Here is a 23,897-nt window from a genome sequence, read left to right as displayed (position 1 = left end):
GCCATCGTGGCACCGCCGTGTGCGCCGGGTCACTGCCGGATGTCGGCAGCGTTCACCCGCTCCCGGCGCCGTACGGGGCTGCCATGGCCGTACGAGGCCGCCGCAGCCGCCGTCGGGGCTGCCCCGTCGCGATCAGAGCTCCCGCGTCGGCCAGTTGAGGAGGCGGGCGCCGATGACGGCGGTCTGGAGGGTGTAGCGCTGGGTCGGGTCGCCGGGGTCCGAGCCGGTCAGCCGGTGCACGCGGTCGAGGCGGTAGGTCACGGCCCGCACGCTCAGGGAAAGGCGTCGGGCCGCTTCGGTGGTGACGCAGCCGGCGTCGAAGTAGGCGGTGAGGGTGTCGAGGAGCGGCCGGGCGCCTCCGCGGGCCTGCTGGAGCGGGCCGAGCACGGTGCTGACGAGGTCGGCCATGGCCTGCCGGTCGCGGGTGAGCACGGGGTAGACCAGGAGGTCCGCCGCGTACAGGACGGGGTCGTCGAGTTCCATGCGGTCGGCGAGGTCGAGCGCGTTGAGGGCTTCCTCGTACGAGTGGACGACGCCGCCCACACCGGGGTGCGGCCGGCCGATCGCGACCCGGCCGCCGTTCGTCGCGGCGTACGCCTGCTTGGCGAAGTGGCTGAGCACCTCGGGCTCGTCGGCGGGCGCGACGCAGATCAGCCGGCCGTCCTTGGTGGTGAGCAGGATGCGGCGGGCGCCGAACCGGGCGAGCAGGGAGGACTCGACGCTCCGGGAGACCGGGTAGCCGTCGGCGTACGGCTCCGGCCCCTGGGCGACGGCCACCACGTGGGCCTGCGAGAACAGCAGCCCGAACCGCTCGGCGCGCTCGGCCAGCCGGCCGAGGTCGCTGCGGCCGTAGAGCAGGTCGTCGATGAACTCCCGCCTGGCGGCCTCCTCCTGGCGTACGGCCAGGGTCTGGGCGTGCTCGTGGCCCTCGGCGAAGGCGTCGACGGCCTGCTCTATGACGGCCAGGAGCCGGTCGGGATCGGTACGCGGAGCACCGGACTGGGCCGCGCGCGCGGCGGCGAGATGGGCCCGGACGAAGAACCGCAGCCCGAGACCGGCCTCGGCGGCCCCCTCGCCGCGCGAGCGCAGCCCCTCCAACTCCTCGCGGGTCAGCCGTCTGCCGGTCGCGCAGACCTCGGCCAGCAGCTCGGCGTACCCCTCCAGGTACTCCGATCCCCCCGTGCGTTGCGCCATGTTTCCCTCCCGGGTCCCCTGTGCTCCGGCGCGTCACCGGCACACGGTGATCAAGAGTGCCAGCCGGGAGCGTCCCCGGCATAAAGAAGGCGTTAAAGGTTGCCGGTCACCGGCAATGCGCAGGCGCGTACGCCGGGTGCAGGATGAAGTCATCCGGGGCACGGGCGGCAGTTCCTGTGCCGGGGGCCGGAAGTGTCCGTGCGTCAGGGGGAGGGGAGTCACCGCCCGCCCGGACGGCACCCCCCTGACCCCTTTGGTCACACGTCACACGCCACGCGTCTCTTCGCGCGGCACACCTCACCCGAGGACTTCTCATGGATGCCATCACCACGGGCGCCGGCGTGCTCGGCGCCGTCGTCCTGCTCTTCGTACTCGCTCTCGTCTTCGTGCTCAGCCGGCTGTTCCGCAAGGTCGAGCAGGGCAAGGCGCTGATCGTCTCCAAGATGCGGAAGGTCGACGTCACCTTCACCGGGCAGGTCGTGCTGCCGGTGCTGCACAAGGCCGAGGTCATGGACATCTCGGTGAAGACCTTCGAGATCTCCCGCACCGGCCGGGACGGACTGATCTGCCGGGACAACATCCGCGCGGACATCCGGATCTCGTTCTTCGTACGGGTCAACAAGACCGTCGAGGACGTCATCAAGGTCGCGCAGGCCATCGGAACCGAGCGGGCCAGCCACCAGGAGACCCTGGAGGCGCTGTTCCACGCCAAGTTCTCCGAGGCCGTCAAGACCGTCGGCAAGCAGCTCGACTTCACCGACCTCTACACCAAGCGCGAGGAACTGCGGTACCGGATCATCGAGCTCATCGGCATCGACCTCAACGGTTACCACCTCGAGGACGCCGCCATCGACCACGTCGAGCAGACGCCGCTGAACCAGCTCGACCCCGGCAACATCCTCGACGCCCAGGGCATCCGCAAGATCACCGAGCTGACGGCCCTGGAGAACGTCCGGACCAACGAGTACCGGCAGAACGAGCAGAAGGAGATCACCCGGCAGAACGTCGACGCCCGCGAAGCCATCCTGGAGCTGGAGCGGCGCCAGGCGGACGCCGAGATCAAGCAGAAGCGCGAGATCGACACCTCGCGGGCCCGCGAGGAGGCCGAGACCGCCCGGGTGGTGGAGGAGGAGCGGCTGCGCGCGCAGAGCGCCTTCCTGCGCACGGAGGAGCAGCTCGGCGTCCAGCGGGAGAACCAGGCCCGCGAGGTCGCGGTCGCGCAGAAGAACCGCGAGCGGGTCATCGCCGTCGAGAACGAGCGGATCGAGAAGGACCGCCTGCTCGAAGTCATCGCCCGCGACCGGGAGACCGAACTGACCCGCATCTCCGCGGAGAAGGAGGTCGAGGCGGAGCGCCGCGACATCGCCGAGGTGATCCGCGAGCGCGTTGCCGTGGACCGCACGGTCGCGGAGCAGGAGGAGTCGATCAAGCGGCTGCGGATGGTCGAGGAGGCCGAGCGCACCCGGCAGGCCGTGGTGATCGCCGCCGAGGCGGAGGCCCAGGAGAAGCTGGTCAAGGACATCAAGGCGGCGGAGGCGGCCGAGCAGGCGGCCGTCCACCGGGCCGCCGAGGAACTGACCCTGGCCGAGGCCCGCAACAAGGCCGCCGACATGGACGCCCGCGCCAAGATCCGGCTCGCCGAGGGTGTCCAGGCGGAGGCCGCCGCGGCCGGACTGGCCGCCGTGCAGGTCAGGGAGAAGGAGGCCGACGCGATCGAGAAGGCCGGCCGCGCGGAGGCGGAGGCCACCGAGGCCCGGCTGCGCGCCGAGGCCGCCGGCGCCCGGGAGAAGGCGCTCGCGGAGGCCGTCGGCACCCGCGAGATCGCACTCGCCGAGGCGACCGCGATCGGCGAGAAGCTGAAGGCGGAGGCCGCCGGTCTGACCGAGAAGGCGGCGGCGATGGCGGCGCTCGACGACGCCTCCCGTACGCACGAGGAGTACCGGCTCCGCCTGGCGGCCGAGAAGGACATCCGGCTGGCCGGCCTCGAAGTGCAGCGGCAGGTCGCGGAGGCCCAGGCGACGGTCCTGGCCACCGGCCTGGAGAACGCCGACATCAACATCGTCGGGGGCGAGTCCGTCTTCCTCGACCGGCTCGTGCAGTCGGTCTCGATGGGCCGGTCCGTCGACGGCTTCATGGACCACAGCCGTACCGCGCAGGCGCTCGCCGGCCCGTGGCTGAACGGCGAGGGCTCCTTCACGGAGGACCTCACCAAGGTGCTCGGCTCGCTGTCCACCGGCGATGTGCAGAACCTCAGCGTCTCGGCGCTCCTGGCGAAGGTCATGAACTCGGGAGTGCTCGACGGGGCCGCGGGGGCGGGCCTCACGGCCGCGATCGGGAACATGAACGGGAACGGGAACATGAACGGGAACGGGAACGGCGCCAACGCTGCCGCGAACGCCAACGCTGCCGCGAACGCCACCGCCGCCGCGAACGGCACGGACAGGGGCGACACCGCCGCCCTCACCAGCTGACCGCACCGGGGGGAGCGGTCACGACGGGTCCGGTGCCGCACGGGGGAGTCGGCGGCACCGGACCCGCAATCATCACGCCACGAGGGGAGCAGGACCGGATGAGCACCGGAAGCGAGTCGGGCCGGATGAGCACCGGGACGGACGAGAGCCGGAAGGGCTCCGGCGTGGACCGGGAACGGCCGGGCTCCGGAACGGAGCAGGACCGGATGAGCGCCGGCATGGACCAGGACGCGTACGGGGTGCTCCGTGACCGGCTCGCCGCGCAGGCGGCGGAGCTGGCCCGCCGCACCGAGGCCCTGAACCGGGCCCGTACCGCCCAGTTCGGCTCCGGAGAGATCGCCCTCACCGGCACCGGCCGCCTGCGCACCGAGCGCCCCGCGGTCCCGCGCGACCTCGTCGCCGTCGGCGACGGCGTCCTGCTCCTCGGCAGCCACACCGCCGCCACCGCCGTCGCCGGAGACGCCGAGCGCCCGGTCTCCGACGTCTTCACACTGCACGACCGCGACCTCGCCCCGCTCGCCGACGACGCCGTGCCCGGCCTGCTCGACGACCCCGCCTTCCTCGCGGAGTTCACCGCGCTGCACCGCTACTTCCGGGGCGCCCGGCTGCTGCGGCTGCGCCGGGTCGGAGACCGCCTCCTCGCGGTCTTCCGCACCGGCGCGAAGGCCGAGGACCTCCGCGTCCTGCGCTGGTCGGTCGATCCGTCCGGCGCGACGAGGTTCCTCGACGCCCGGGGCGACCGCGACAACATCGCGCCGCCCTCGCACGACGTCGAGTGGACGGCGACGACCCGCGACGACCACGTGCCGGGCCGGCACCCGCACATCGCGCTCGGCGGCGGAATCTTCGTCTCGACGGTCGGCGGGACGCTGACGGTCAAGACCGAGAACGACACCGAGACCGGTGAGGGCGTCCACTCCGAGCCCGTCGACGAACCCCTCCAGTCCCTGGCGGACGCCGAGGTCGGGTACGCCACGGTGGGCGCCCTGGTCCTGGTGCGGGTCCGCCCGTACAAGGAGGAGACCACCCGCCACCTGGTCTTCAACACCCTGACCGGCGAGGTGGTCAGGCTGGACGGCATCGGGCAGGCCTGTCTGCGGCTGCCCGAGGACGAGGGGATCGTCTTCCCCGGCGGCTACTGCCTGGCCTCCGGCGGCGCGAAGACCTTCGACACCGACACCTCGGGGCTCGCCTTCGACCGGGCGGTCCGCTCGCCCGACGGCGAGGACATCCTCTTCGTCTTCCACGCCGCGGCGGAGGGCCGGGGGCTGCTCCTCCCGTACAACCTGATCCGCAAGGAGATCGCCGCGCCGGTCGTCTGCGGCGGGCACACCCTCCTCGACGACGGGACGATGGTCGTCCTGCGCGCCGAACCCGGGGAGGCCGGCCGGGCCCACCCCGTACAGGTCTGGCGCACGCCCTACGCCGCCGACACCCACCCGGGCGCCGCCGGGGACGGCCCGCTGGCCCGCATCGGCAACGCCGACCTCGTCCGGGGCATCGCCGACTGCCTCTCGATCGCCCGGCAGGCCACCGAACTCACCCCCGCCACCGAGGTGTACGCGGCGCTGGTCGCCGCCTGCGTCCGCGCCGCCGACGTCCACCACTGGCTGGGCGACCCCGAAGCGGGCGATCTGCGCGGCCCGTTGACCGAACTGCGGACCACCGCCGCCCAGGTCCTCGACGAGTTCCGTACGGTGACCACGCTCACCCGTGAGGCGGCCGAGGCGCTGGACGAGGCCGCCGCCCGGATCGCCGGTCTCGTCCGGCGCATCCGCGGGGAGTCGCCCGCGACCGCCGAGGAGTGGATCGACCGGATCACCGAACTCCGCCGGGCACAGGGGCGGTTGGTGACGCTGAAGGAGATGCGGCACGCGGACACGGAACGCGTCGACGCGCTCGCCGCCGACGTCGAGTCCGACATCGTCGCCGCCGGCCGGCGGGCCGTCGCGTTCCTCCGGCGCGAGGACGCCTTCACCGCCCACCGCGCGGAGGCCGACCGGCTCGCCGCCGAGGCCGCCGAACTCGCCACCGTCGCCGAGACGGGACCCGTCGGGGAACGGCTCGACGCGCACGCCGACGGACTACGGACGCTCAGCGAGATCGTCGCGGGCCTGGACATCGGTGACGCGACCGTCCGCACCTCGATCCTGGAGCGGATCGCGGACGTCCTGGGCTCCCTGAACCGGGCCCGAGCCGTGCTCACCGCCCGCCGCGCCGAACTCCTCGACGGCGAGGGCCGGGCCGAGTTCGCCGCCGAGTCGGCACTGTTCGGGCAGGCCGTCACCGGCGCCCTGGCCGCGGCGGACACCCCCGAGCACTGCGAGGAGCAGCTCGCGCGGCTGCTGCTCCAGCTGGAGAACCTGGAGTCCCGCTTCGCGGAGCACGACGGGTTCCTCGCCGACCTCACCCGGAAGCGCACCGAGGTCCACGAGGCCTTCACGGCCCGCGGGCAGTCCCTCCAGGACGCCCGCGCCCGCCGGGCGGAGCGGCTCGCGGAGTCGGCCGCCCGCATCCTGGAGGCGGTCGCCCGGCGCGCCGGAACCCTCGGCTCGCTCGACGAGGTGCACACCTACTTCGCCTCCGACCCCATGGTCGGCAAGGTCCGCCGCACCGCCGCCGAACTGCGTGCCCTCGGCGACCAGGTGCGGGCGGAGGAGCTGGAGGGCCGGCTCGGTTCCGCCCGCCAGGAGGCCGGACGCGCCCTGCGGGACCGCACCGACCTGTACGCGGACGGCGGCGACACGATCCGCCTCGGCCGGCACCGCTTCGCCGTCAACCGGCAGGCCCCGGAGCTGACGCTCGTACCGTACGGGGACACCCTGGCGTTCGCGCTGACCGGGACGGACTACCGGTCGCCGGTCGCCGACCCGGAGTTCGCGGAGACCCGTCCGTACTGGGACCGGACGCTGCCCTCCGAGTCGCCGGAGGTCTACCGCTCCGAGTACCTCGCGGCGCGCCTGCTCGCCGAGCACGGCACGGACGGGCTGGCCGAAGCCGACCTGCCCGCGCTCGCCCGGCGCGCGGCGGAGGCCGCGTACGACGAGGGGTACGAGCGCGGGGTCCACGACCACGACGCGGCGGCGATCCTGGAGGTGCTGCTCGGCCTCCACGAGGGCGCCGGACCGCTGCGGTACCCGGCGGGCGCGCGGGCCGCCGCCCAGATGTTCTGGGCGCACTCCACCACCGCCGGCGCCCGCGAGCAGTGGACTCGGCGGGCGGTGGCGCTCACCGGGGCCCGGGACCTTTTCGGCGCGGACTCGGCGCTCGACGGGCTGCGGGGCGAGCTGGCGGAGGAGATCGGCGACCCGGTGGCCGCCGCGTATCTGGTGGCCGAACTCGCCTGCGCCCCGGCGGGCTTCGCCCTCTCGGGAGCGGCCGGGACCCTGCTCGACAAGTTCCGCCGCGCCGTCGGCGGCTCCGCGTACGAGGACGCCCTCGCCGGTCTCACCGACCCGGGCGCCCGGCGGCAGCTCGTCGAGGTCTGGCTCTCCGCGTACGCCTCGGCGGCGGGGGAGAGCCCCGACCCGGCGGTGATCGCGGAGGCCGTCGCCGTCGAACTCGGACCGGAGCTCCAGCGCTACGAGATCGCCGCCCCGGCCTCGGCCACCGTCCCCGGACTGCTCGGCGCCCACCCCCGGGTGCGCGGTCGCGCCCTGGACCTGCGGCTCGACGAGTACCTGGCCAGGACGGGGGACTTCGCGGACCGGGAGGTACCCGCCTTCCGCGCCTACCAGCGGCGCCGCTCGGAACTGGTCGCCGCCGAACGCGCCCGGCTCAGGGTGGACGAGCACCGGCCCCGGGTCATGTCCTCCTTCGTCCGCAACCGGCTCGTCGACGAGGTCTATCTGCCGCTGGTCGGCGACAGCCTCGCCAAGCAGCTCGGCGCGGCGGGCGCGGCCAAGCGCACCGACTCCCACGGCCTGCTGCTCCTGCTCTCCCCGCCGGGCTACGGCAAGACCACGCTGGTCGAGTACGTCGCCGACCGCCTCGGTCTGCTCCTGGTCAAGATCGACGGCCCGGCCCTCGGGCAGCGCACGACCTCGCTCGACCCGGCCGAGGCGCCCGACGCGACCGCCCGCCGCGAACTGGAGAAGATCGACTTCGCGCTGACGGCGGGCAGCAACGTCCTGCTGTACGTCGACGACATCCAGCACACCTCACCGGAGTTCCTGCAGAAGTTCATCCCGCTCTGCGACGCCACCCGGACGCTGAACGGCCACGACCTGCGGGGCAAGCGCTTCGCCGTCTGCATGGCGGGCAACCCGTACACCGAGTCGGGCGGGCGCTTCCAGGTCCCCGACATGCTCGCCAACCGCGCCGACGTCTGGAACCTCGGCGACGTCCTGACCGGCAAGGAGGAGGCCTTCGCCCTCAGCTTCGTCGAGAACGCCCTCACCTCCCACCCGGTCCTCGCCCCGCTGGCCGGCCGCGACCGCGCCGACCTGGAGCTGCTGACCCGTCTGGCGGCCGGCGACCCGACCGCCAGAGGCGACCGCCTGACCCACCCCTACCCGCCGGCCGAACTGGACCGGATCCTCGCCGTCCTCCGGCACGTCCTCACGGCCCGTGAGACCGTCCTGGCGGTCAACCGCGCCTACATCGCCTCGGCCGCCCAGTCCGACGCCACCCGCACCGAACCGCCCTTCCGCCTCCAGGGCTCGTACCGCAACATGAACCGCATCACGGCCCGCCTCTCCCCGTCGATGAACGAGACCGAACTGGCCGCGGTGATCGACGACCACTACACGGCGGAAGCCCAGACCCTGACGACGGAAGCGGAGGGCAACCTCCTCAAGCTGGCCACGCTGAGAGGCCCGCTGACGCCCGCCCAGTCCGCCCGCTGGAAGCAGATCACCACGGCCCACCGCACCACGGAGGAAACCCCTCTGGCCAGCGCGATAACGGCCCTGACCGACCTGGCGAACCGCATCACGGCGGTGGAGAAGGCGATCACGCGAGCGACCGGGGGCAACTCGGAGTGAACCCCGCCGACGCGCGACTGATCCCCTATCAAGTGTCTCAATTGCATAATTCGGCAATTCGATACATCCTTGGGGGGTCGTACCCGTAGGTAGCCGCGGGCGCGGCACCGGACGAGCGGCGCCCCCGGGGGCGCCGGGTATGAGGAGAGTGGGCGATCGTGCCGGTCCCGCTGTACCAGGCCAAGGCCGAGTTCTTCCGGATGCTGGGACACCCCGTACGCATCCGGGTCCTTGAGCTGCTGCAGAACGGCCCCATGGCCGTACGGGACCTCCTCGCCGCGATCGAGGTGGAGCCGCCCTCGCTGTCGCAGCAGCTCGCGGTGTTGCGCCGGTCGGGGATCGTGACGTCGACACGCGACGGGGCGACGGTCGTCTACACGCTCGCGGGGGGTGACGTCGCCGACCTGATGCAGGCCGCGCGGCGCATCCTCACCGAGATGCTGGCCGGGCAGAACGAGCTGCTCACCGAGCTGCGGGAAGCCGAGGTCGCGGGCCGGTGAGCGGCGCCCTCGCCGCTACGGCACTGCGCCGCCTGCGTGCTCTCCTGCCCACCCGCGCGGACGCCGCGGCCATGGGCCGTGATCCGCGCCGTGATCTGCTCGCCGGGCTGACGGTGGCCATCGTGGCACTGCCCCTCGCGCTCGGCTTCGGCGTCTCCTCCGGCCTCGGCGCGGAGGCCGGGCTCGCGACCGCCGTGGTCGCCGGGGCAGTCGCCGCCGTCTTCGGTGGTTCGAACCTCCAGGTCTCGGGCCCGACCGGGGCCATGACCGTGGTCCTCGTGCCGATCGTGGCGCGGTACGGGCCGAGCGGTGTCCTCATGGTCGGGCTGCTCGCGGGGCTGATCGTGGTCGGTCTGGCGCTGGCCCGGGCCGGCCGGTACATGGCCTACATCCCGGCCTCCGTCGTGGAGGGCTTCACCCTCGGCATCGCCCTGGTGATCGCTCTCCAGCAGGTGCCGAACGCGCTCGGTGTCACCAAGCCCGAGGGCGACCGCGTCCTCACGGTCACCTGGCGCGCCGTCGGGGAGTTTGTCGAGGCGCCGAACTGGACGGCCGTCGGGCTCGCCCTCGGTGTCGCCGCGCTCATGCTGCTCGGGGCCCGGTGGCGGCCGGCCGTTCCGTTCTCCATCGTGGCCGTGATCGTCGCCACGGTCGTGGCGCAGGTGTGCCACCTCGACGCGGCGGCGCCCATCGGCGATCTGCCCGCCGGGCTGCCCGCCCCGTCCCTCGGCTTCGTCGACCTCTCCCGGCTCGGGTCCCTGATGGCCCCGGCCGTCGCGGTCGCGGCGCTCGCCGCGCTGGAGTCCCTGCTCTCCGCGCAGGTCGCCGACGGCATGACCGTGGGGCAGAAGCACGATCCGGACCGGGAGCTGTTCGGGCAGGGGCTCGCGAACCTGGCCGCGCCGCTGTTCGGCGGTGTCCCGGCGACCGGCGCCATCGCCCGTACCGCGGTGAACGTCCGTTCCGGGGCCGGCTCCCGGCTCGCCGCCCTCACCCATGCGGCCGTCCTCGCCGTGATCGTCTTCGCCGCCGCCCCGCTGGTCTCGAAGATCCCGCTGGCCGCGCTCGCCGGCGTCCTGCTCGCCACCGCCGTCCGCATGGTCGAGGTCGGCTCGCTGCGGGCCATGGCGAAGGCCACCCGCTCCGACGCCGTCGTCCTCGCGCTCACCGCCGTGGCCACCCTCGTCCTCGACCTCGTCTACGCGGTGATCATCGGCATCGTCGTCGCCGGGGCGCTCGCCCTGCGCGCCGTGGCCAAGCAGGCACGGCTCGCCGAGGTCGACTTCCGCCCCGACCTGCCGGGCGGGCACAGTGACGAGGAACACGCGCTGCTCGCCGAGCACATCGTCGCCTACCGCATCGACGGCCCCCTCTTCTTCGCCGCCGCCCACCGCTTCCTCCTCGAACTCGCCGAGGTCGCCGACGTCCGCGTCATCATCCTGCGCATGTCCCGCGTCACCACCGTCGACGCCACCGGCGCGCTCGTCCTCAAGGACGCCGTCGAGAAGCTGAACCGGCGCGGCATCGTGGTCATGACCTCCGGGATACGGCCGGAGCAGCGCCAGGCCCTGGACTCCGTCGGCGCCCTGGACCTGCTGCGGCTCGACGGACGGGAGTACGCGACGACGCCCGAGGCGATCGCGGGCGCCCGCGCCCATCTGCGGGCGACGGGAATCCTCGCCGCCGCACCCCCGGCCGCCGAGGAGGTGTCCCGATGACCGCCGCCGCGCTCCGTCGAAGGGCCGACGCCTCCGAAGCGGCCCCTTGTGAGCCCGCCCGCCCATGCCCCCTGTAAGGACGAAGGCAGCCCGATGACCATCGAATGGCGTTACACGACCCACCCCCACCTGGCCGTCCTCTCCCTCGCGGGGTTCCTCGGCGCCGACGCGGTCGCCCGCTTCGACGGAGCCGTCGGCTGGGTCCTCGCCCGCGGCGCCGGGCCGGTCGTCCTCGACCTGACCCGCTTGCGGGGCTGGTCGGTCGGCGGTCAGCTCGCGGTCGCGGAGGCCGCCCGACGGCTGGCCGCCGACGGCCGCCCGCTCGAACTCGCCGCGATCCCGGCCGACGGTTCCCTCGTCCCGGCCGGTGACCACCGGCCCATTCCCGTCCACTGCGACCTGCCCACCGCGCTCGCCGCCCACGCGCGCCCCGACGCCCCGGTCGAGGAACCGCGCGAGTGGCAGAGCGACGACTGGCCGCTGGCCGTGCGGCGCCCCGAGCCCGCCGCCCGGCACGCCTGACCGCGGAGGACGCGGCGGCTGCCTATTTCGGCGCGTGCTGCCCGACGTGGAAGAGCAGCCAGACGAAGCCGGCGAAGAGATGGGTCGCGAACACGTAGACGAAGACCCGCAGCATCACGCCGCGTTCCTTCCACCGCTCCATGTCGCCGTCGTCGCGCGTCGAACGCCCGCTCATGCCCTCACCCTTCGGCCGCCTCGTCCGCCGCGTCGATCCCGTGCTTGCGGGCCAGCCGCAGGGCGTCGTCCAGCTCGTCGGCGGCGAGTGCGGCCTCGTACGGGTCCTCGGCTTCGTGCGCCGCCGCGAGGCGCTGCCGCGCCGCACGTACACGTTCCCGCACCGCCTCGACGAACGTGCTCACGCCGACTCCCGTTCCGTCGCTCTTATGTTTAGTAATTGCTGATCTTAGCAATTATCGAGGCCGTCATGTCGGCGCGAAGGCGCGAGGATGGTCCCCATGGCGAAGAGTTCTGGATGGATGCGATGCACGGTCGGGATGCGACGGCGGTCCTGGAGAGCCGCTACGGAGATCTCCCGTGCGGGCCGGGGGAACGCCAGGTGAGCGCGCCGCTCTACCAGTTGAAGGCCGAGTTCTTCAAAACGCTGGGTCACCCCGTACGCATCCGGGTCCTGGAGCTGCTGAGCGTGCGCGAGCACGCGGTGGCGGAGCTGCTGACCGAGATCGGCGTCGAGCCCGCGCACCTCTCGCAGCAGCTCGCCGTGCTGCGCCGGTCCAATCTGGTCGTCGCGCGCCGCGAGGGCTCGGGCGTGTACTACTCCCTGCCCGACGCGCGGGTGGCCGCGCTGCTCGTGGTGGCACGGGAGATCCTCTCCGGCGTCCTGGCCGGACAGGCCGAACTGCTGGCCGACCTGCAACGGGCCTCCGCACCGGACACGAACCCGCCCGCCTGACGGGGACGCGCCCAGGCCCCGTCAGGGCCCGGACGTCGTGGGCGGCTACCTGCTGGCCTGGACGGATTTCGGCCTCGTCACGTACGGGATCCTCGCCGCGACCGGGGCCCTGGTGCGGGACCACCCCGACGCCGGCCGTTGGATCGGCGCCGGTGTCTTCCTGCCTGCCGGACCGCAGCAGCTCAGCCCGCTCAAGGACATGGGCCCGCGCCACTGCCAGAGCCCGGTGGCCGGCTCGTCCGGTACGCCGGCTACCGCCCCCGCGCCCGCGACCTGCGGGTCGGACTCCACCGCGGCCTGTACTGCGCGGGCTGCTGCTGGGGACTGATGATCGTCCTCGTCCCGCTCGGCGTCATGAACGTCCTGGCGATGGCGGTACTGGCCGCGGTGATCTTCGTCGAGAAGCTGTGGCGCCTGGGCCCCGCCCTCTCGAAGGCCGTAGGCATCGCCTTCCTGGCCCTGGCGGTGCCGGCCCCGTTCCAGCCCTGGCTGCTGCCCGGCCTGGAGGCTCCGCAACCACCCATGACGGAGATGCTCCACCCCTGAGCCGACCCGTCGGCCGGAGGGACCGGAGACACAGGAAGGGCCTGACCCTCAGTGAGGATCAGGCCCTTGACCTGGTCTTGCGGCTGTCGGGGTGGCGGGATTTGAACCCACGACCTCTTCGTCCCGAATCAGGGAGGCTGTGAAACCAGTCCAGGACCCGTGACCCTCTGACCTGCGCTGCAGCACCGCATAAGCCCAGTTCAGAGGCGCGAGTTCAAGGCCCGTGCCCCCAGTCGTGCATCTGCGGTACCTCTGCGACACCTCTCCGGCACCCCTCAGTTCTGGAGACTCACACCCAGTTCACACCCAGAATCGGCAGAAGTGCCGCAGACGTATGCCCAGGTTGGAAAGGGTGCAACGCTGGGGCTGCCCCCCGACACCCGGGTGTTGCCTCCAGAAGTGGGTGTCGCACCCAGGCGAGCGCCGACTCAGGCCGGGTCGACGGCTGGCCGGGACCCCCTGGTGCCGGGACCGAGGCCTGTCCGGACCCGGTGGGGCCCGACGGGCGGCGGTCTCAGCTCGCCGGGGCGGACACGGCGGCGTGCAGCTCCCGCACGCCAACGGCACGAGGGTGCCGCTGCGCCAACTCGGTCACGATGCTGCGGATCGCGGGGCGGTCCCTCACCTCGCCGGGGCTCGCACGGTGGGCGTCGAGCAAGGCGCGGGCGGTCTGCTCAGGGCGGCCCCACGCCCACCAGGCACGGGCCATGTCTGTGCCCAGGCGTGCCTTCCGCTCAGCCGTGGGGAAGTGCTCGGGCCGAAGGTTCCGCCCCGCCTCCAGGGCGGCGCCGGCGTCGCCAAGGGCCCAGTGGACGCCGACGGCGTAGAGATCCACGGCGGCCGGGCTGATGGGGAAGAGACGCCCGGCAGGCGCCTGGAGCGGCAGGCGCCGTGCGGCCTGCCGTGCCTCCTCGGCCATGGCCAGGGCCTCCGCGCGCCGGCCTCCCCGGGCGGCGGTGTAGGCCAGGGTGCACAGCATCTGCGCGTAGGCCGACGAGGCCGCGTCCGTCCGCAGCCCTGTCGCCTCCACCCGGGCCGCGGCCGACTCCATGAGGGTCTGGGCTTCCTCGCCCCGGTCCTGGTGGCGCAGCACGATTGCGAGCTCGCGGGAGGCAGCAGCGGCGGCGAGCGGGGACCCTGACACCTCGGCCCAGGTGCGCGCGCGGTCGGCGGTGAGGCGGGCCTGCTCGTACGAGCCGAGCTTGATCAGCAGGGCGGCGCTCAGGCTGTAGACGGAGGACATTCGGGCCTGGTCCAGCTCGCGGCGCGAGGAGGCACCGGCGTGCCCGTCGGCCAGGAGGCCCGGCAGCAGCCCGAGGAGCTGCGTGTGGGCCCCCTTGTCGTAGAGGTCGCGGGCGGAGGCCAAACGGGCGTCCAGGGCACCCCTGCCCGTCGGTGGCGGGGTGTCGGCCAAGGCCCGGTCCATGCCGAGCAGCATGGCGGCCGGGACGGTCGCCGTGGCGGCGAGCAACGAGCGGCGGCGCATCGGGTCCTCCTCGGCGTGCGGACTGGCCGACACTCTAGTGCCGGCCTGTCCGGAAGGAGCGGGGGGCGCCAGAGAACTCACCAGGACGTGTCGAGGAACGCCCACCGTGGAGGCGGCCCGGTGAATGAGCGTCAGGTCGGTGACCTGGGTCCGGCGTTCCATCCGCGAGACCGTCGCCGCCGAGCACCCCAGGTGCTCGCCGAGTTCGGCGAGCGTCCATCCTCGGTGCTCACGGCCCAACCGTACGAGCCCGCCCGGTTGCCGCCGGGCGACTAATTCCCTGACCTTCGCGCTGTTCCAGAGCGGGTCACCGGGCACTGGTCCCTCCCCCTGCTGCACGACCGGGGGTCACCACGGTACGGGCGCGGGACGGCGCCCGTCGAGACCGCTTGCGCAACGTGCAAACGCCTTGCAAGGAAAGCCAGTTGATCACCGGCCGGGTGCCGGATGCGGTGTTCTCGTTGCATCGCCCCGCACCTCGTGGGGCACCATCCAAGGGAGGCACCATGGCAACCGCAGCCGACACCCCCGTCGCCACCGACCCGGTGACCGGGCTGGCCCGCTCCCCCCGTGACATCGTGCCGGCGGACCTCTGGGAGAAGCAGGTCGGCCTGCTGATGCGGGACTACCCGTACGACTCCGTCATGGCCACCCGCGTCCTCGGCCAGGGCTACGCCTACCTGCTCACCGCCATGTCCCTCCGGGGCCAGGGCCTGGGACTCGCCCCGAGCAAGCTGGTCGACATCGGCGCCCACACGATCATCCTGGACACCGTCGCCTACGCCGAGCTGTGCGACAAGTACAACGGCGGACACTTCCTGCACCACGTGCCCAAGGTCGAGATGAAGAACGACGGGTCGGTCATCAAGACCGCCCACCTCGTCGCCCGCGCCGGTTGGGAGGTGGACCCCCCGCTGTGGGAGGACGCCGCCGACTGCGGCCCCTGCCACCCGGGCAACGACTCGCACTGACCCCCACGTGACGCCCTCGGCGGTCCGGGCCCACGGCTCGGGCCGCCGAGGCACGCCCGGGTGACTTTCGCTCGAACCGGCAGCAGCCCCCGCGCGGTGCCGCCAGGATGACGCGGGTGACGACCACGACCACAGACCTATGGCACCACTACGGCCGGGCCCGCGCCGCGCAGGACCACGCCGTCCCCGACTCCTTCCGCTGGACCTGGGACCAGCAGGACGGGCCGGGCCCGGAAGTCCTCGGCGACCTCACCGGCAAGACCGTGGCCGACCTCGGCGCCGGTGCCGCCCGCCACGCCGCGCACCTGGCCGTGCACCACGCCCCGAACCGGATCGACGCCGTGGACGCGTCCCCGGCCCAGCACAGCATGGCCACCGCCCTGTACGCCGACCTCGCCCCGCGCCTGCACTTCGTCCACGCGGACGTCGTCGCCCACCTCCGCGCGAACCAGGGCGCCTACGACGTGCTTTACAGCCACTTCGGGGCGGTGGACTTTACCGACCCCCGCGAGCTGCTCCCGGCCGCCGCTGACGCGCTCCGCCCCGGTGGGCGCCTGGTCTTCTCCACCCTCGCCCACTACCTCTCCGGCAAGCCCGCGCAGCCGGACGTCACGGCCGCCGAGGTGCCGGCGAAGACCCCGGAGGGCGAGAGCGCCACCATGCGCCGGTGGGTGTTGCAGGAGCACGTGTGGACCAAGGTCCTGGACCAGGCCGGGTTCACCGACATCCGCGTCGACGTGCTGCCCGCTGGCGACGGCCCCCGGCCGGCCGCCACCCTCCTCGTCACGGCCGAGCGCCCCGCCACCTGAGACCGGGCCGGGGAATGCCGCTGCCCCGGGCCGAGTCTCCTGGTCTCCAGGGCCGCGGTGCGTTCGCGCTGAGGGTCAGCTGAGGTTCAGCCGCTCCAGGAGCCTCTGTACTCGCGCGTCCAGGACATTCTCCGCCTCCGGGTTGATCGTGAGCAGGGCCACCTGGGCAGTCACGATGACGTCGCACAGCTCCTTCGCGACATCCTCCCAGGTGTGGCTGTTGCCCTTGCGCGGGTTGGCGCCGAGAGCTCCTGTGATGGCCTCCGCTGCCTCCCCGAACTCCTCACCGATCTTGAGCACGCGCAGCAGGCGCACGTCGCCGGCAGCGGCCTGGTCCTTCTCGTCCAGCCAGCCGCGCAGCTTCCGCACGCCGTCCCACGTCTGGTCCATGGGGCTCGTCTCCTTGTATTCGTTGCGGCAGCGTGCCGCCGAGCGGTGACGCCCCGTTTCAAGATCACACCCAGATGACACCCAGATACAACGCAGTCAGGGCCGGTCTCCCCGAAAGGAAACCGGCCCTGACCTGCTGTTACGAAGTCGGGGTGGCGGGATTTGAACCCACGACCTCTTCGTCCCGAACGAAGCGCGCTGCCAAGCTGCGCTACACCCCGATGTCGCTGTTCTGTTCTTCACGTCGCGGCGACATCGCTTACTTTAGCCCACGCGCGCGCTGAGGCGAAATCCGGTATTCGGGGGGCCGCGGTGCGGGGCGGGAGCATTCCCCCACCGTTGGTGCTCAGGCGCGCGCCGTCAGGGTGAGCAGGGTGACCTCGGGCGGGCAGGCGAAGCGGACCGGGGTGTAGCGGTTGGTGCCGCAGCCCGCCGAGACGTGGAGGTAGGAGGTGCGGTCGCCCACCGTGTGGGTGGAGAGGCCCTTCACCCGGTCCGTGTCCAGGTCGCAGTTGGTGACGAGCGCCCCGTAGAAGGGGATGCACAGCTGCCCGCCGTGGGTGTGTCCGGCGAGGATCAGCTCGTATCCGTCGGATGTGAACGCGTCGAGCGAGCGCAGGTACGGGGCGTGGACCACGCCCAGCGTGAAGTCCGCCCGGGCGTCGGGGCCGCCGGCCACCCGCTCGTACCGGTCGCGCTTGATGTGCGGGTCGTCGAGGCCGGTGAACGCCAGGTCCGCCTGGGGCAGCTTGAGCCGGCCGCGGGTGTTGGTGAGGTTCACCCAGCCCGCCTCGTCGAAGGCGTCCCGCATGCCCTCCCACGGGTTGTGGACGGCGCCGACGACCGGCTTGTTGCCGTTGAGGCCGTGCCGGCCCTGCACCTTCTCCTTCAGATAGCGGGCGGGGTTGCGCGGGGTGGGCCCGTAGTAGTCGTTGGAGCCGAAGACGTACACGCCCGGGAACTCCATCAGCGGCCCGAGCGCGTCGAGGACCTCCGGTACCGCCTCCGTGTCGGAGAGGTTGTCGCCGGTGTTGACGACGAAGTCGGGGCGCAGCCCCGCGAGGGACTGGAGCCAGGCCCGCTTCTTGCGCTGACCGCTCACCATGTGGATGTCGGAGACCTGGAGGACCCGCAGGTCGCTCATGCCCGGCGGCAGCACCGGGACGGTCACGCGGCGGAGCCGGAACGAGCGGGCCTCGAAGCCCGCCGCGTAGACGATTCCGGCGGCGGCCGTCGCCGTGAGGCCTGCCGTGATCTTCAGGGGGATGCCGTACCGTGCGCGCATCCCCCCATCGTCGCAGACCCGGCGGGCGTAAATGCGCGGGCGGGTGGGGCGGGACACCTGCCACACTTGACCCCATGACCACGCTCAAGGAGAAGCTCAAGGCCGACCTCAACGTCGCGATCAGAGAGCGCGACGAACTGCGCTCCTCGACTCTGCGGCTGACCATCACCGCGATCACCAAGGAGGAGGTCGCGGGCAAGACCAAGCGCGAACTCTCCGACGACGAGGTGCAGAAGGTGATCGCCAAGGAGGCGAAGAAGCGCCGCGAGGCCGCGGAGGCCTTCGCGCAGGGCGGTCGCCACGAGTCGGCCGAGCGGGAGAAGGCGGAGGGCGTCCTCCTCGACGCGTACCTGCCCAAGCAGCTCGGTGACGAGGAGCTCGACGCCATCGTCGCGGCGGCCGTCGCGGAGGCGAAGGCGGCGGGCGCCGAGGGGCCGCGTGCCATGGGCGCCGTCATGAAGATCGTGAACCCGAAGGTGGCCGGCCAGGCCGACGGCGGGCGGGTCGCCGCCTCCGTGAAGAAGCTGCTCGCGGGCTGACCCCCACGAGTCGTACGTACGAGGAAGGGCGCCCCACTCGAAGTGGGGCGCCCTTCCTCGTATCTGTCCGTGCCTACCGCGTCAGTGGTTTCCGCCGCGGCCCTTGTTGGAGTCGCGGAGCATGTCCGGCGGGATCGTGATTCCGGGGAACGGGTTCGTCGGCGGCTTGGTGTCGCCCGGCTTGCCGTCGCCCTTCCGGGGCTTGTTGGCGCCCTCGTTCCCTTCCTCCGGGGCCTTGGGCTTCTCGGCCCGCGGTACGGAGATGGCGGCGAAGCCCGGCGTCTGGGAGGCGTCGAGCGCGCCCGTCATCGCGATCTTCCAGATCGGGCCGGGGAGGCAGCCGCCACAGACCTTGTCGTAGTACTCGCCGCCGATGGTGATGTCGTACATCTCGTCGCGCTTGCCGACATCGTCGCCGACCCAGACGGCGGTGGACAGGTTCGGCGTGTAGCCGACGAACCAGGCGTCCTTGCGGCCCTCGGTGGTACCGGTCTTGCCCGCGTTGTCCCGGTCGCTCAGACCGGCCCGCGTACCGGTGCCGTCCTCGATGACGCCCTTCAGCATCTGGTTGATGGTGTCGGCGGTGCGCTCGCTCATGGCCCGCGTGCACTTGGTGTCCGGCACGTTCAGCTTGTCGCCGTTGGCGGCGCGGACGGACTCGATGACGACCGGGGTGCAGTAGATGCCGCGGTTGGCGAAGGTGGCGTAGACGGAGGCCATGTCGAGCGGGGTGCTCTCCAGGCTGCCGAGCGTGGCCGACGGGCTCTGCTTGATGGGCTTGCCCAGCTCGCGCTCGTACCCGACCTTCTTGGCCATCGTCAGCGTCTCGCACAGGCCGGCCATCTGCTCCAGCTTGGCGAAGTACGTGTTGATGGACTTGCCGAGGGCGCTCGTCATGTCATAGAGCCCCTTCTCGGACGGAAGCTCGTTCTGGACCGGCCAGTCGAGGTTTCCGGCCGGCCTGCCGTCGCAGCGGGTGAAGTCGCTCTCCGCCATGGTGATCTTCGTCGGGGTGTCGAAGCTCTGCGCCGGGCTGAGCCCCTTCTCCAGGGCGGCGGCCGCCGTGATCGGCTTGAAGGTCGAGCCGACCGGGAAGCCGTACGTGGTGCCGCCCATCTTGCTGCCGACGGCGAGGTTCAGCGTCGTCTGATGCTGCTTCTGGTCCAGGCCGTACGGGCGGGACTGGCCCATCGACAGGATCTTGCCGGTGCCGGGCTGGACCTGGACGACGGCGGTCGCGACCCCGTCGTCCTTGTTGACCTTGGCCACGGCCGCCTCGTTGGCCGCCGCCTGCGCCTTCGGGGAGAGCGTGGTCTTGATGGTGAGACCGCCCAGGTTCCACAGCTTCTGCCGCTCCTCGGCGGTCTTCCCGAAGACCGGGTCGCTGAGGATCGTCTTGCGGACGTAGTCGCAGAAGAAGCCGGAGCCGTCGACGGCGGTGATGCAGCCGTTCCTCGGGGTCTTCACCTTCAGCTTGAGCGGCGTCGCCTTCGCCTTGTCCGCCTCGGCCTGGCTGATGTCCTTCACGTCGGCCATCCGCTGGAGGACGACGTTGCGGCGCTTGGTCGCTTCCTGGAGGTCGTTGACCGGGTCGTAGCGGCTCGGCGACTGGACGAGGCCGGCCATCATCGCCGACTCGCCCAGGGTCAGGTCGGCGGCGTGCTTCGAGAAGTACCGCTGCGAGGCGGCCTCGATGCCGTACGCCTGCTGCCCGAAGAACGTGATGTTGAGGTAGTTCTCCAGGATCTTCTTCTTGCCCAGCTCCTCCTCGACCTGGATCGCGAACTTCAGCTCGCGGACCTTGCGGCCGATCGTCTGCTGGGTGGCCTGCGCGACCTTCTCGGGGTCGTCACCGGCCTCCTCGACGAAGACGTTCTTCACGTACTGCTGGGTCAGCGTGGACGCGCCCTGCGAGACCCCGCCCGACTGGGCGTTCCGGTTGATCGCGCGCAGCACGCCCTTGAGGTCGATCGCCCCGTGCTCGTAGAAGCGGCCGTCCTCGATCGCGACGATCGCCTTCTGCATGTACGGGGAGATCTTGTCCAATGGGACGACCTTGCGGTCGCGTGAGTACACCGTGGCGATCAGACCGCCCTCGGAGTCGAGGATGCTGGTGCGCTGACTCAGCGGAGGGGTCTTCAGATTGGAGGGGATCTCGTCGAACCCCTCGACCGTGCCCTTCGCGGCCAGTCCGAGTGCGCCGGCCGCGGGCAGGGCGATGCCTGCCAGTACGGCTCCCGCGAGCACACTGACACCGAGGAACTTGGCGGCCTGCTGGGTCCCGGTCAGACCACCGCCCGAGCGCTTCTTTGCCATGGGGGCAGCCTACGTTCTCATTCGCCGGACACGCGTATATGCCTTGGCCTAAGCTGCTCCCAACTGTCACAGCAGTGTGGTCTGGCATCAAGACCCGGGTGTGACATCGGCATGAATTCCCATGACCCCGAAGCATGGGGACCTCGTGTCCGATTCCGGCTCATGCGTCATGCGGTGCCCCCATGTGGGCCCGTTGGATTCGGGCGTATCCAAGGGATATGTCCGCTATCACACGCATGTCCTTCGATCACTCCCCTGGGTGATCTGACGCGCACGCATAGTCCGTTCGGGCCATCCAAGATTGGGCCCGAAGGGGGTGTTGCGCTGTGCCCGCCTTCCGTAACGTCCCAACTGGCAGCGGTGAATATGCCGCTGTCGCCGTGGGGGAGCCTCGATTCGGGAGAGGACGGCGCCGGTATGGGCTGGGTAGCTGACTGGAGTGCGCAGGCGGCCTGCCGCACTACCGATCCGGATGAACTTTTCGTGCAGGGAGCGGCACAGAACAGGGCAAAGGCGGTGTGCACCGGATGTCCGGTGCGGACCGAGTGCCTCGCCGACGCCCTCGACAACCGGGTGGAGTTCGGTGTGTGGGGCGGCATGACGGAGCGCGAGCGCCGTGCGCTGCTGCGACGGAGGCCGACGGTCACCTCGTGGCGACGGCTCCTGGAGACCGCGCGCACCGAGTACGAGCGGGGAGCGGGCCTGCTGCCCGTGGCCATGGAGGACGACGCGACGTACGAGGCGTACGCCGCGGTGGGTTAGGCCCGCCCCGGGTCCGCTCAAGGGCCTTTCAGGCGGCGGGAGTCCGTCCGTTCGCGAGACGGTCACCGATGGCCCGCAGCCCGGCGAGGTCGTGCACATCGCCGGGCAGGGCCGCCACCTCGGTCACCGCCACCTCGGGGTGGAGCGCGGTGAAGCGGTCGCGTGTGCGCTGCTCGCGCGTGAGCACCCGCATGCGCTCGGCATGCAGGCGGAGGAGTCCCGCGGTGAGACGGCGCACGTCGACGTCCACATCGGCGGACGCGTCGGGGTTCGCTTCCGCGTCGGCGGATGCGGAAGGGTCCGCTTCGGTGTCCGCGGCGGGATCGGCGCGCGCGTCTGTGTCTCTGTCTGTGTCCTGTGCCGGTTCGGCTGTGGGGGCAGCCTCGGGTACGGAAAGTGCGGCGGCGGTGGCGAGTTCGGACGGCTCGGGGTCGGTGGCCGGGGAGCCACTCCGTCGAGTCTTCCCGCCCTCCTGATCCACAATGCACCCCTCCTCAAGATCTTCCGCGGCGGCCCGCGCCCGCTCGGCCGACAGCCGGACGGCGCCGCTGCCGTGCACGCGGTTGAGGACGAGACCGGCCAGCGGCATGTCCTCGGCGGCCAGCCGCTCCACGAAGTACGCGGCCTCGCGCAGTGCGTCCCGCTCCGGCGTGGCCACCACGAGGAAGGCCGTGCCCGGGGCCTGGAGCAGCTTGTACGTGGCGTCGGCGCGGGTCCGGAAACCGCCGAACATCGTGTCCATCGCCGCGACGAACGTCTGCACGTCCTTGAGGAACTGACCCCCCAGCAGCTTGCCGAGGGTCCCCGTCATCATCGACATGCCGACGTTGAGGAACTTCATCCCGGCCCGGCCGCCCACCTTGGCCGGCGCCATCAGCAGCTTGATGAACTTCCCGTCGAGGAAGGACCCGAGGCGCTTCGGCGCGTCCAGGAAGTCCAGGGCGGACCGGGACGGCGGTGTGTCCACGACGATCAGGTCCCACTCGTCGCGGGCCCGGAGCTGGCCCAGCTTCTCCATCGCCATGTACTCCTGCGTACCGGCGAATCCGGCCGACAGGGACTGGTAGAAGGGGTTCTCCAGGATCGCCCGCGCCCGCTCGGGATCCGCGTGCGCCTCGACGATCTCGTCGAAGGTCCGCTTCATGTCCAGCATCATGGCGTGCAGTTCGCCGCCGTCCGAGCCCTTGATGCCCTCCACCTTGCGCGGGGTGTTGTCGAGGGAGTCGATGCCCATCGACTGGGCGAGGCGACGGGCCGGGTCGATGGTGAGGACGACGACCCGCCGGCCGCGCTCCGCCGCCCGCACGCCGAGCGCCGCCGCCGTGGTCGTCTTGCCGACCCCGCCGGCGCCGCAGCAGACGACGATGCGGGTGCCCGGGTCGTCGATCAGCGGGTCCAGGTCCAGGACGGGGACGGCGTCGAGCCCTTCCCCGGTGTCGGCGGCCTTCTCCGTCACGCGCCCACCCCTTGCTTCCGCAGTTCCTTCGCCAGCCGGTAGAGCCCCGCGATGTCCGCCCCGTCCCCCAGGAAGGGGAGCTCGTACGAGGGGACGCCGAGGCCGTCGAGAACCACGCGCTGCGTCCGCTCCAGCTCCACCCGCCGGGCGTGCCCGGCGGCCTCGTCGAGGAGCGGCTCGACCAGCGTCGCGCCGTCGGCGACGCCCGCGGCGGCCAGGGTCCTCGCGATCGCGTCCCGGTGGTCGCCGGAGGCGGCCCGTACCGCCGCCTCGTCGAGGACGTGCGGGCGGACCATGTTCACCACCACCCGGCCCACCGGGAGTTCGGCGGTGCGGAGCTCCGCGATGCCGTCCGCGGTCTCCTGGACCGGCATCTCCTCCAGCAGGGTCACCAGGTGCACCGCCGTCTCGGGGGACTTGAGGACCCGCATGACGGCCTGCGCCTGATTGTGTATCGGGCCGATCCTGGCCAGGCCCGCGACCTCGTCGTTGACGTTGAGGAAGCGGGTGATGCGGCCGGTGGGCGGCGCGTCCATGACCACGTGGTCGTAGGTGTGCCCGCCGTGCTTCTCGCGCCGCCTGACCGCCTCGCAGGCCTTGCCGGTCAGCAGGACGTCCCGTACGCCCGGCGCTATCGTCGTCGCGAAGTCGATCGCGCCGAGCTTCTTCAGGGCCCGCCCCGCACCGCCCAGCTTGTAGAACATCTGGAGGTAGTCGAGGAGGGCGCGCTCGGCGTCGATCGCCAGCGCGTACACCTCACCGCCGCCCGGGGCGACGGCGATCTTGCGCTCCTCGTACGGAAGGGCTTCCGTCTCGAAGAGCTGTGCGATGCCCTGCCTGCCTTCGACCTCGACGAGGAGGGTCCGCTTCCCCTCCGTCGCGAGGGCGAGGGCGAGGGCGGCGGCGACCGTCGTCTTACCGGTACCGCCCTTGCCGCTGACGACCTGGAGCCTGCTCACGTTGTCGAGCCTAACCACTGGCGGCGGCGCCCAATCAGGAGGCCGCCCCGGAGAAGCTCCCTAGGGGCGGGATCAGGG

Annotated in this window: 21 protein-coding genes and 1 tRNA gene; 12 read left to right on the top strand and 10 right to left on the bottom strand. The window is 72.0% G+C overall.

Annotated features, from left to right (window positions below; all coding sequences use genetic code 11):
• Nucleotides 1–132: 132 nt before the first annotated feature.
• The gene (locus ABT154_RS00405) at nucleotides 133–1,194 is read right to left on the bottom strand and encodes a PucR family transcriptional regulator (RefSeq protein ID WP_351850967.1); all 1,062 of its coding nucleotides are present in this window, start codon (nucleotides 1,192–1,194) and stop codon (nucleotides 133–135) included.
• 314 nt (nucleotides 1,195–1,508) lie between these two features.
• Between ABT154_RS00405 and ABT154_RS00400 the strand changes: the two genes are divergently transcribed.
• From ABT154_RS00400 to ABT154_RS00380, 5 genes are all read left to right on the top strand, one after another.
• Nucleotides 1,509–3,665, top strand: a complete 2,157-nt coding sequence (locus tag ABT154_RS00400) for a flotillin family protein (protein ID WP_351850964.1) — start codon at nucleotides 1,509–1,511, stop codon at nucleotides 3,663–3,665.
• 206 nt (nucleotides 3,666–3,871) lie between these two features.
• A complete protein-coding gene (locus ABT154_RS00395) occupies nucleotides 3,872–8,650 on the top strand; it encodes a DNA repair ATPase (RefSeq protein ID WP_351851983.1) in 4,779 nt (1,592 codons plus the stop codon).
• Nucleotides 8,651–8,808: 158 nt separating this feature from the next.
• On the top strand, nucleotides 8,809–9,150 hold the full coding sequence (locus ABT154_RS00390) for an ArsR/SmtB family transcription factor (protein ID WP_351850961.1): 342 nt from the start codon (nucleotides 8,809–8,811) through the stop codon (nucleotides 9,148–9,150).
• A gap of 71 nt (nucleotides 9,151–9,221) precedes the next feature.
• A complete protein-coding gene (locus ABT154_RS00385) occupies nucleotides 9,222–10,868 on the top strand; it encodes a SulP family inorganic anion transporter (RefSeq protein WP_351851980.1) in 1,647 nt (548 codons plus the stop codon).
• Between the two features lie 93 nt (nucleotides 10,869–10,961).
• On the top strand, nucleotides 10,962–11,390 hold the full coding sequence (locus ABT154_RS00380) for an STAS domain-containing protein (RefSeq protein ID WP_351850959.1): 429 nt from the start codon (nucleotides 10,962–10,964) through the stop codon (nucleotides 11,388–11,390).
• A 22-nt stretch (nucleotides 11,391–11,412) separates the two neighbouring features.
• Here the strand turns inward: ABT154_RS00380 and ABT154_RS00375 are convergent, their stop codons facing one another.
• Nucleotides 11,413–11,565, bottom strand: a complete 153-nt coding sequence (locus tag ABT154_RS00375) for a DUF6126 family protein (RefSeq protein ID WP_351850956.1) — start codon at nucleotides 11,563–11,565, stop codon at nucleotides 11,413–11,415.
• Nucleotides 11,566–11,569: 4 nt separating this feature from the next.
• Nucleotides 11,570–11,749: a hypothetical protein gene (locus ABT154_RS00370; protein ID WP_351850954.1), complete on the bottom strand. Its 180-nt coding sequence runs from the start codon at nucleotides 11,747–11,749 to the stop codon at nucleotides 11,570–11,572.
• A 197-nt stretch (nucleotides 11,750–11,946) separates the two neighbouring features.
• Here ABT154_RS00370 and ABT154_RS00365 point away from each other — a divergent pair, with 197 nt between their 5' ends.
• From ABT154_RS00365 to ABT154_RS00355, 3 genes are read left to right on the top strand one after another with little or no spacing between them, the layout of a single operon-like run.
• Nucleotides 11,947–12,300, top strand: coding sequence for an ArsR/SmtB family transcription factor (locus ABT154_RS00365; RefSeq protein ID WP_317875721.1), 354 nt, complete (start codon nucleotides 11,947–11,949; stop codon nucleotides 12,298–12,300).
• A gap of 37 nt (nucleotides 12,301–12,337) precedes the next feature.
• Nucleotides 12,338–12,628, top strand: a complete 291-nt coding sequence (locus ABT154_RS00360; protein ID WP_351850952.1) for a copper chaperone — start codon at nucleotides 12,338–12,340, stop codon at nucleotides 12,626–12,628.
• Entirely contained in the window at nucleotides 12,628–12,846 is a 219-nt protein-coding gene (locus ABT154_RS00355) for a copper chaperone (RefSeq protein WP_351850951.1), read from the top strand. Before ABT154_RS00360 ends, ABT154_RS00355 begins: the two co-directional genes overlap by 1 nt.
• A gap of 514 nt (nucleotides 12,847–13,360) precedes the next feature.
• Here the strand turns inward: ABT154_RS00355 and ABT154_RS00350 are convergent.
• Entirely contained in the window at nucleotides 13,361–14,650 is a 1,290-nt protein-coding gene (locus ABT154_RS00350; RefSeq protein WP_351850948.1) for a helix-turn-helix domain-containing protein, read from the bottom strand.
• 188 nt (nucleotides 14,651–14,838) lie between these two features.
• Here ABT154_RS00350 and ABT154_RS00345 point away from each other — a divergent pair, with 188 nt between their 5' ends.
• On the top strand, nucleotides 14,839–15,303 hold the full coding sequence (locus ABT154_RS00345; RefSeq protein WP_030845606.1) for a glycine-rich domain-containing protein: 465 nt from the start codon (nucleotides 14,839–14,841) through the stop codon (nucleotides 15,301–15,303).
• 107 nt (nucleotides 15,304–15,410) lie between these two features.
• Nucleotides 15,411–16,112 (top strand): class I SAM-dependent methyltransferase, encoded by a 702-nt coding sequence (locus tag ABT154_RS00340; protein ID WP_502969408.1) that lies wholly within the window; start codon nucleotides 15,411–15,413, stop codon nucleotides 16,110–16,112.
• A 75-nt stretch (nucleotides 16,113–16,187) separates the two neighbouring features.
• Here ABT154_RS00340 and ABT154_RS00335 read toward each other — a convergent pair whose 3' ends face one another.
• From ABT154_RS00335 to ABT154_RS00325, 3 genes are all read right to left on the bottom strand, one after another.
• Complete coding sequence (locus tag ABT154_RS00335; protein WP_030845613.1) at nucleotides 16,188–16,502, bottom strand: MazG-like family protein; 315 nt, start codon at nucleotides 16,500–16,502, stop codon at nucleotides 16,188–16,190.
• Nucleotides 16,503–16,649: 147 nt separating this feature from the next.
• Nucleotides 16,650–16,723, bottom strand: a tRNA-Pro gene (locus ABT154_RS00330).
• 125 nt (nucleotides 16,724–16,848) lie between these two features.
• On the bottom strand, nucleotides 16,849–17,787 hold the full coding sequence (locus ABT154_RS00325; protein ID WP_351850942.1) for a metallophosphoesterase: 939 nt from the start codon (nucleotides 17,785–17,787) through the stop codon (nucleotides 16,849–16,851).
• A gap of 74 nt (nucleotides 17,788–17,861) precedes the next feature.
• On the opposite strand from ABT154_RS00325, the gene ABT154_RS00320 reads away from it, so the two are divergent.
• Complete coding sequence (locus tag ABT154_RS00320; RefSeq protein ID WP_351850940.1) at nucleotides 17,862–18,326, top strand: GatB/YqeY domain-containing protein; 465 nt, start codon at nucleotides 17,862–17,864, stop codon at nucleotides 18,324–18,326.
• A gap of 81 nt (nucleotides 18,327–18,407) precedes the next feature.
• Here ABT154_RS00320 and ABT154_RS00315 read toward each other — a convergent pair whose 3' ends face one another.
• Entirely contained in the window at nucleotides 18,408–20,642 is a 2,235-nt protein-coding gene (locus ABT154_RS00315) for a transglycosylase domain-containing protein (RefSeq protein ID WP_351850937.1), read from the bottom strand.
• Between the two features lie 417 nt (nucleotides 20,643–21,059).
• On the opposite strand from ABT154_RS00315, the gene ABT154_RS00310 reads away from it, so the two are divergent.
• Complete coding sequence (locus ABT154_RS00310; protein WP_026058363.1) at nucleotides 21,060–21,404, top strand: WhiB family transcriptional regulator; 345 nt, start codon at nucleotides 21,060–21,062, stop codon at nucleotides 21,402–21,404.
• A 28-nt stretch (nucleotides 21,405–21,432) separates the two neighbouring features.
• On the opposite strand, the gene bagB is transcribed toward ABT154_RS00310, so the two are convergent.
• Nucleotides 21,433–22,860 carry an ATPase BagB gene (bagB, locus tag ABT154_RS00305; protein ID WP_351850934.1) on the bottom strand — a complete coding sequence of 476 codons (1,428 nt, stop codon included), beginning with the start codon at nucleotides 22,858–22,860 and terminating at the stop codon, nucleotides 21,433–21,435.
• The gene (gene bagA, locus ABT154_RS00300; RefSeq protein WP_351850932.1) at nucleotides 22,857–23,819 is read right to left on the bottom strand and encodes an ATPase BagA; all 963 of its coding nucleotides are present in this window, start codon (nucleotides 23,817–23,819) and stop codon (nucleotides 22,857–22,859) included. The genes bagB and bagA overlap by 4 nt, the downstream gene beginning before the upstream one ends.
• Nucleotides 23,820–23,897: the final 78 nt, after the last annotated feature.

This window comes from Streptomyces sp. NPDC001728, assembly GCF_040297565.1.
In the GTDB taxonomy this organism is placed as follows: domain Bacteria; phylum Actinomycetota; class Actinomycetes; order Streptomycetales; family Streptomycetaceae; genus Streptomyces.
The sequence above is the reverse complement of the archived record's forward strand: the minus strand, read 5'-3'. Positions and strand labels throughout refer to the sequence as shown.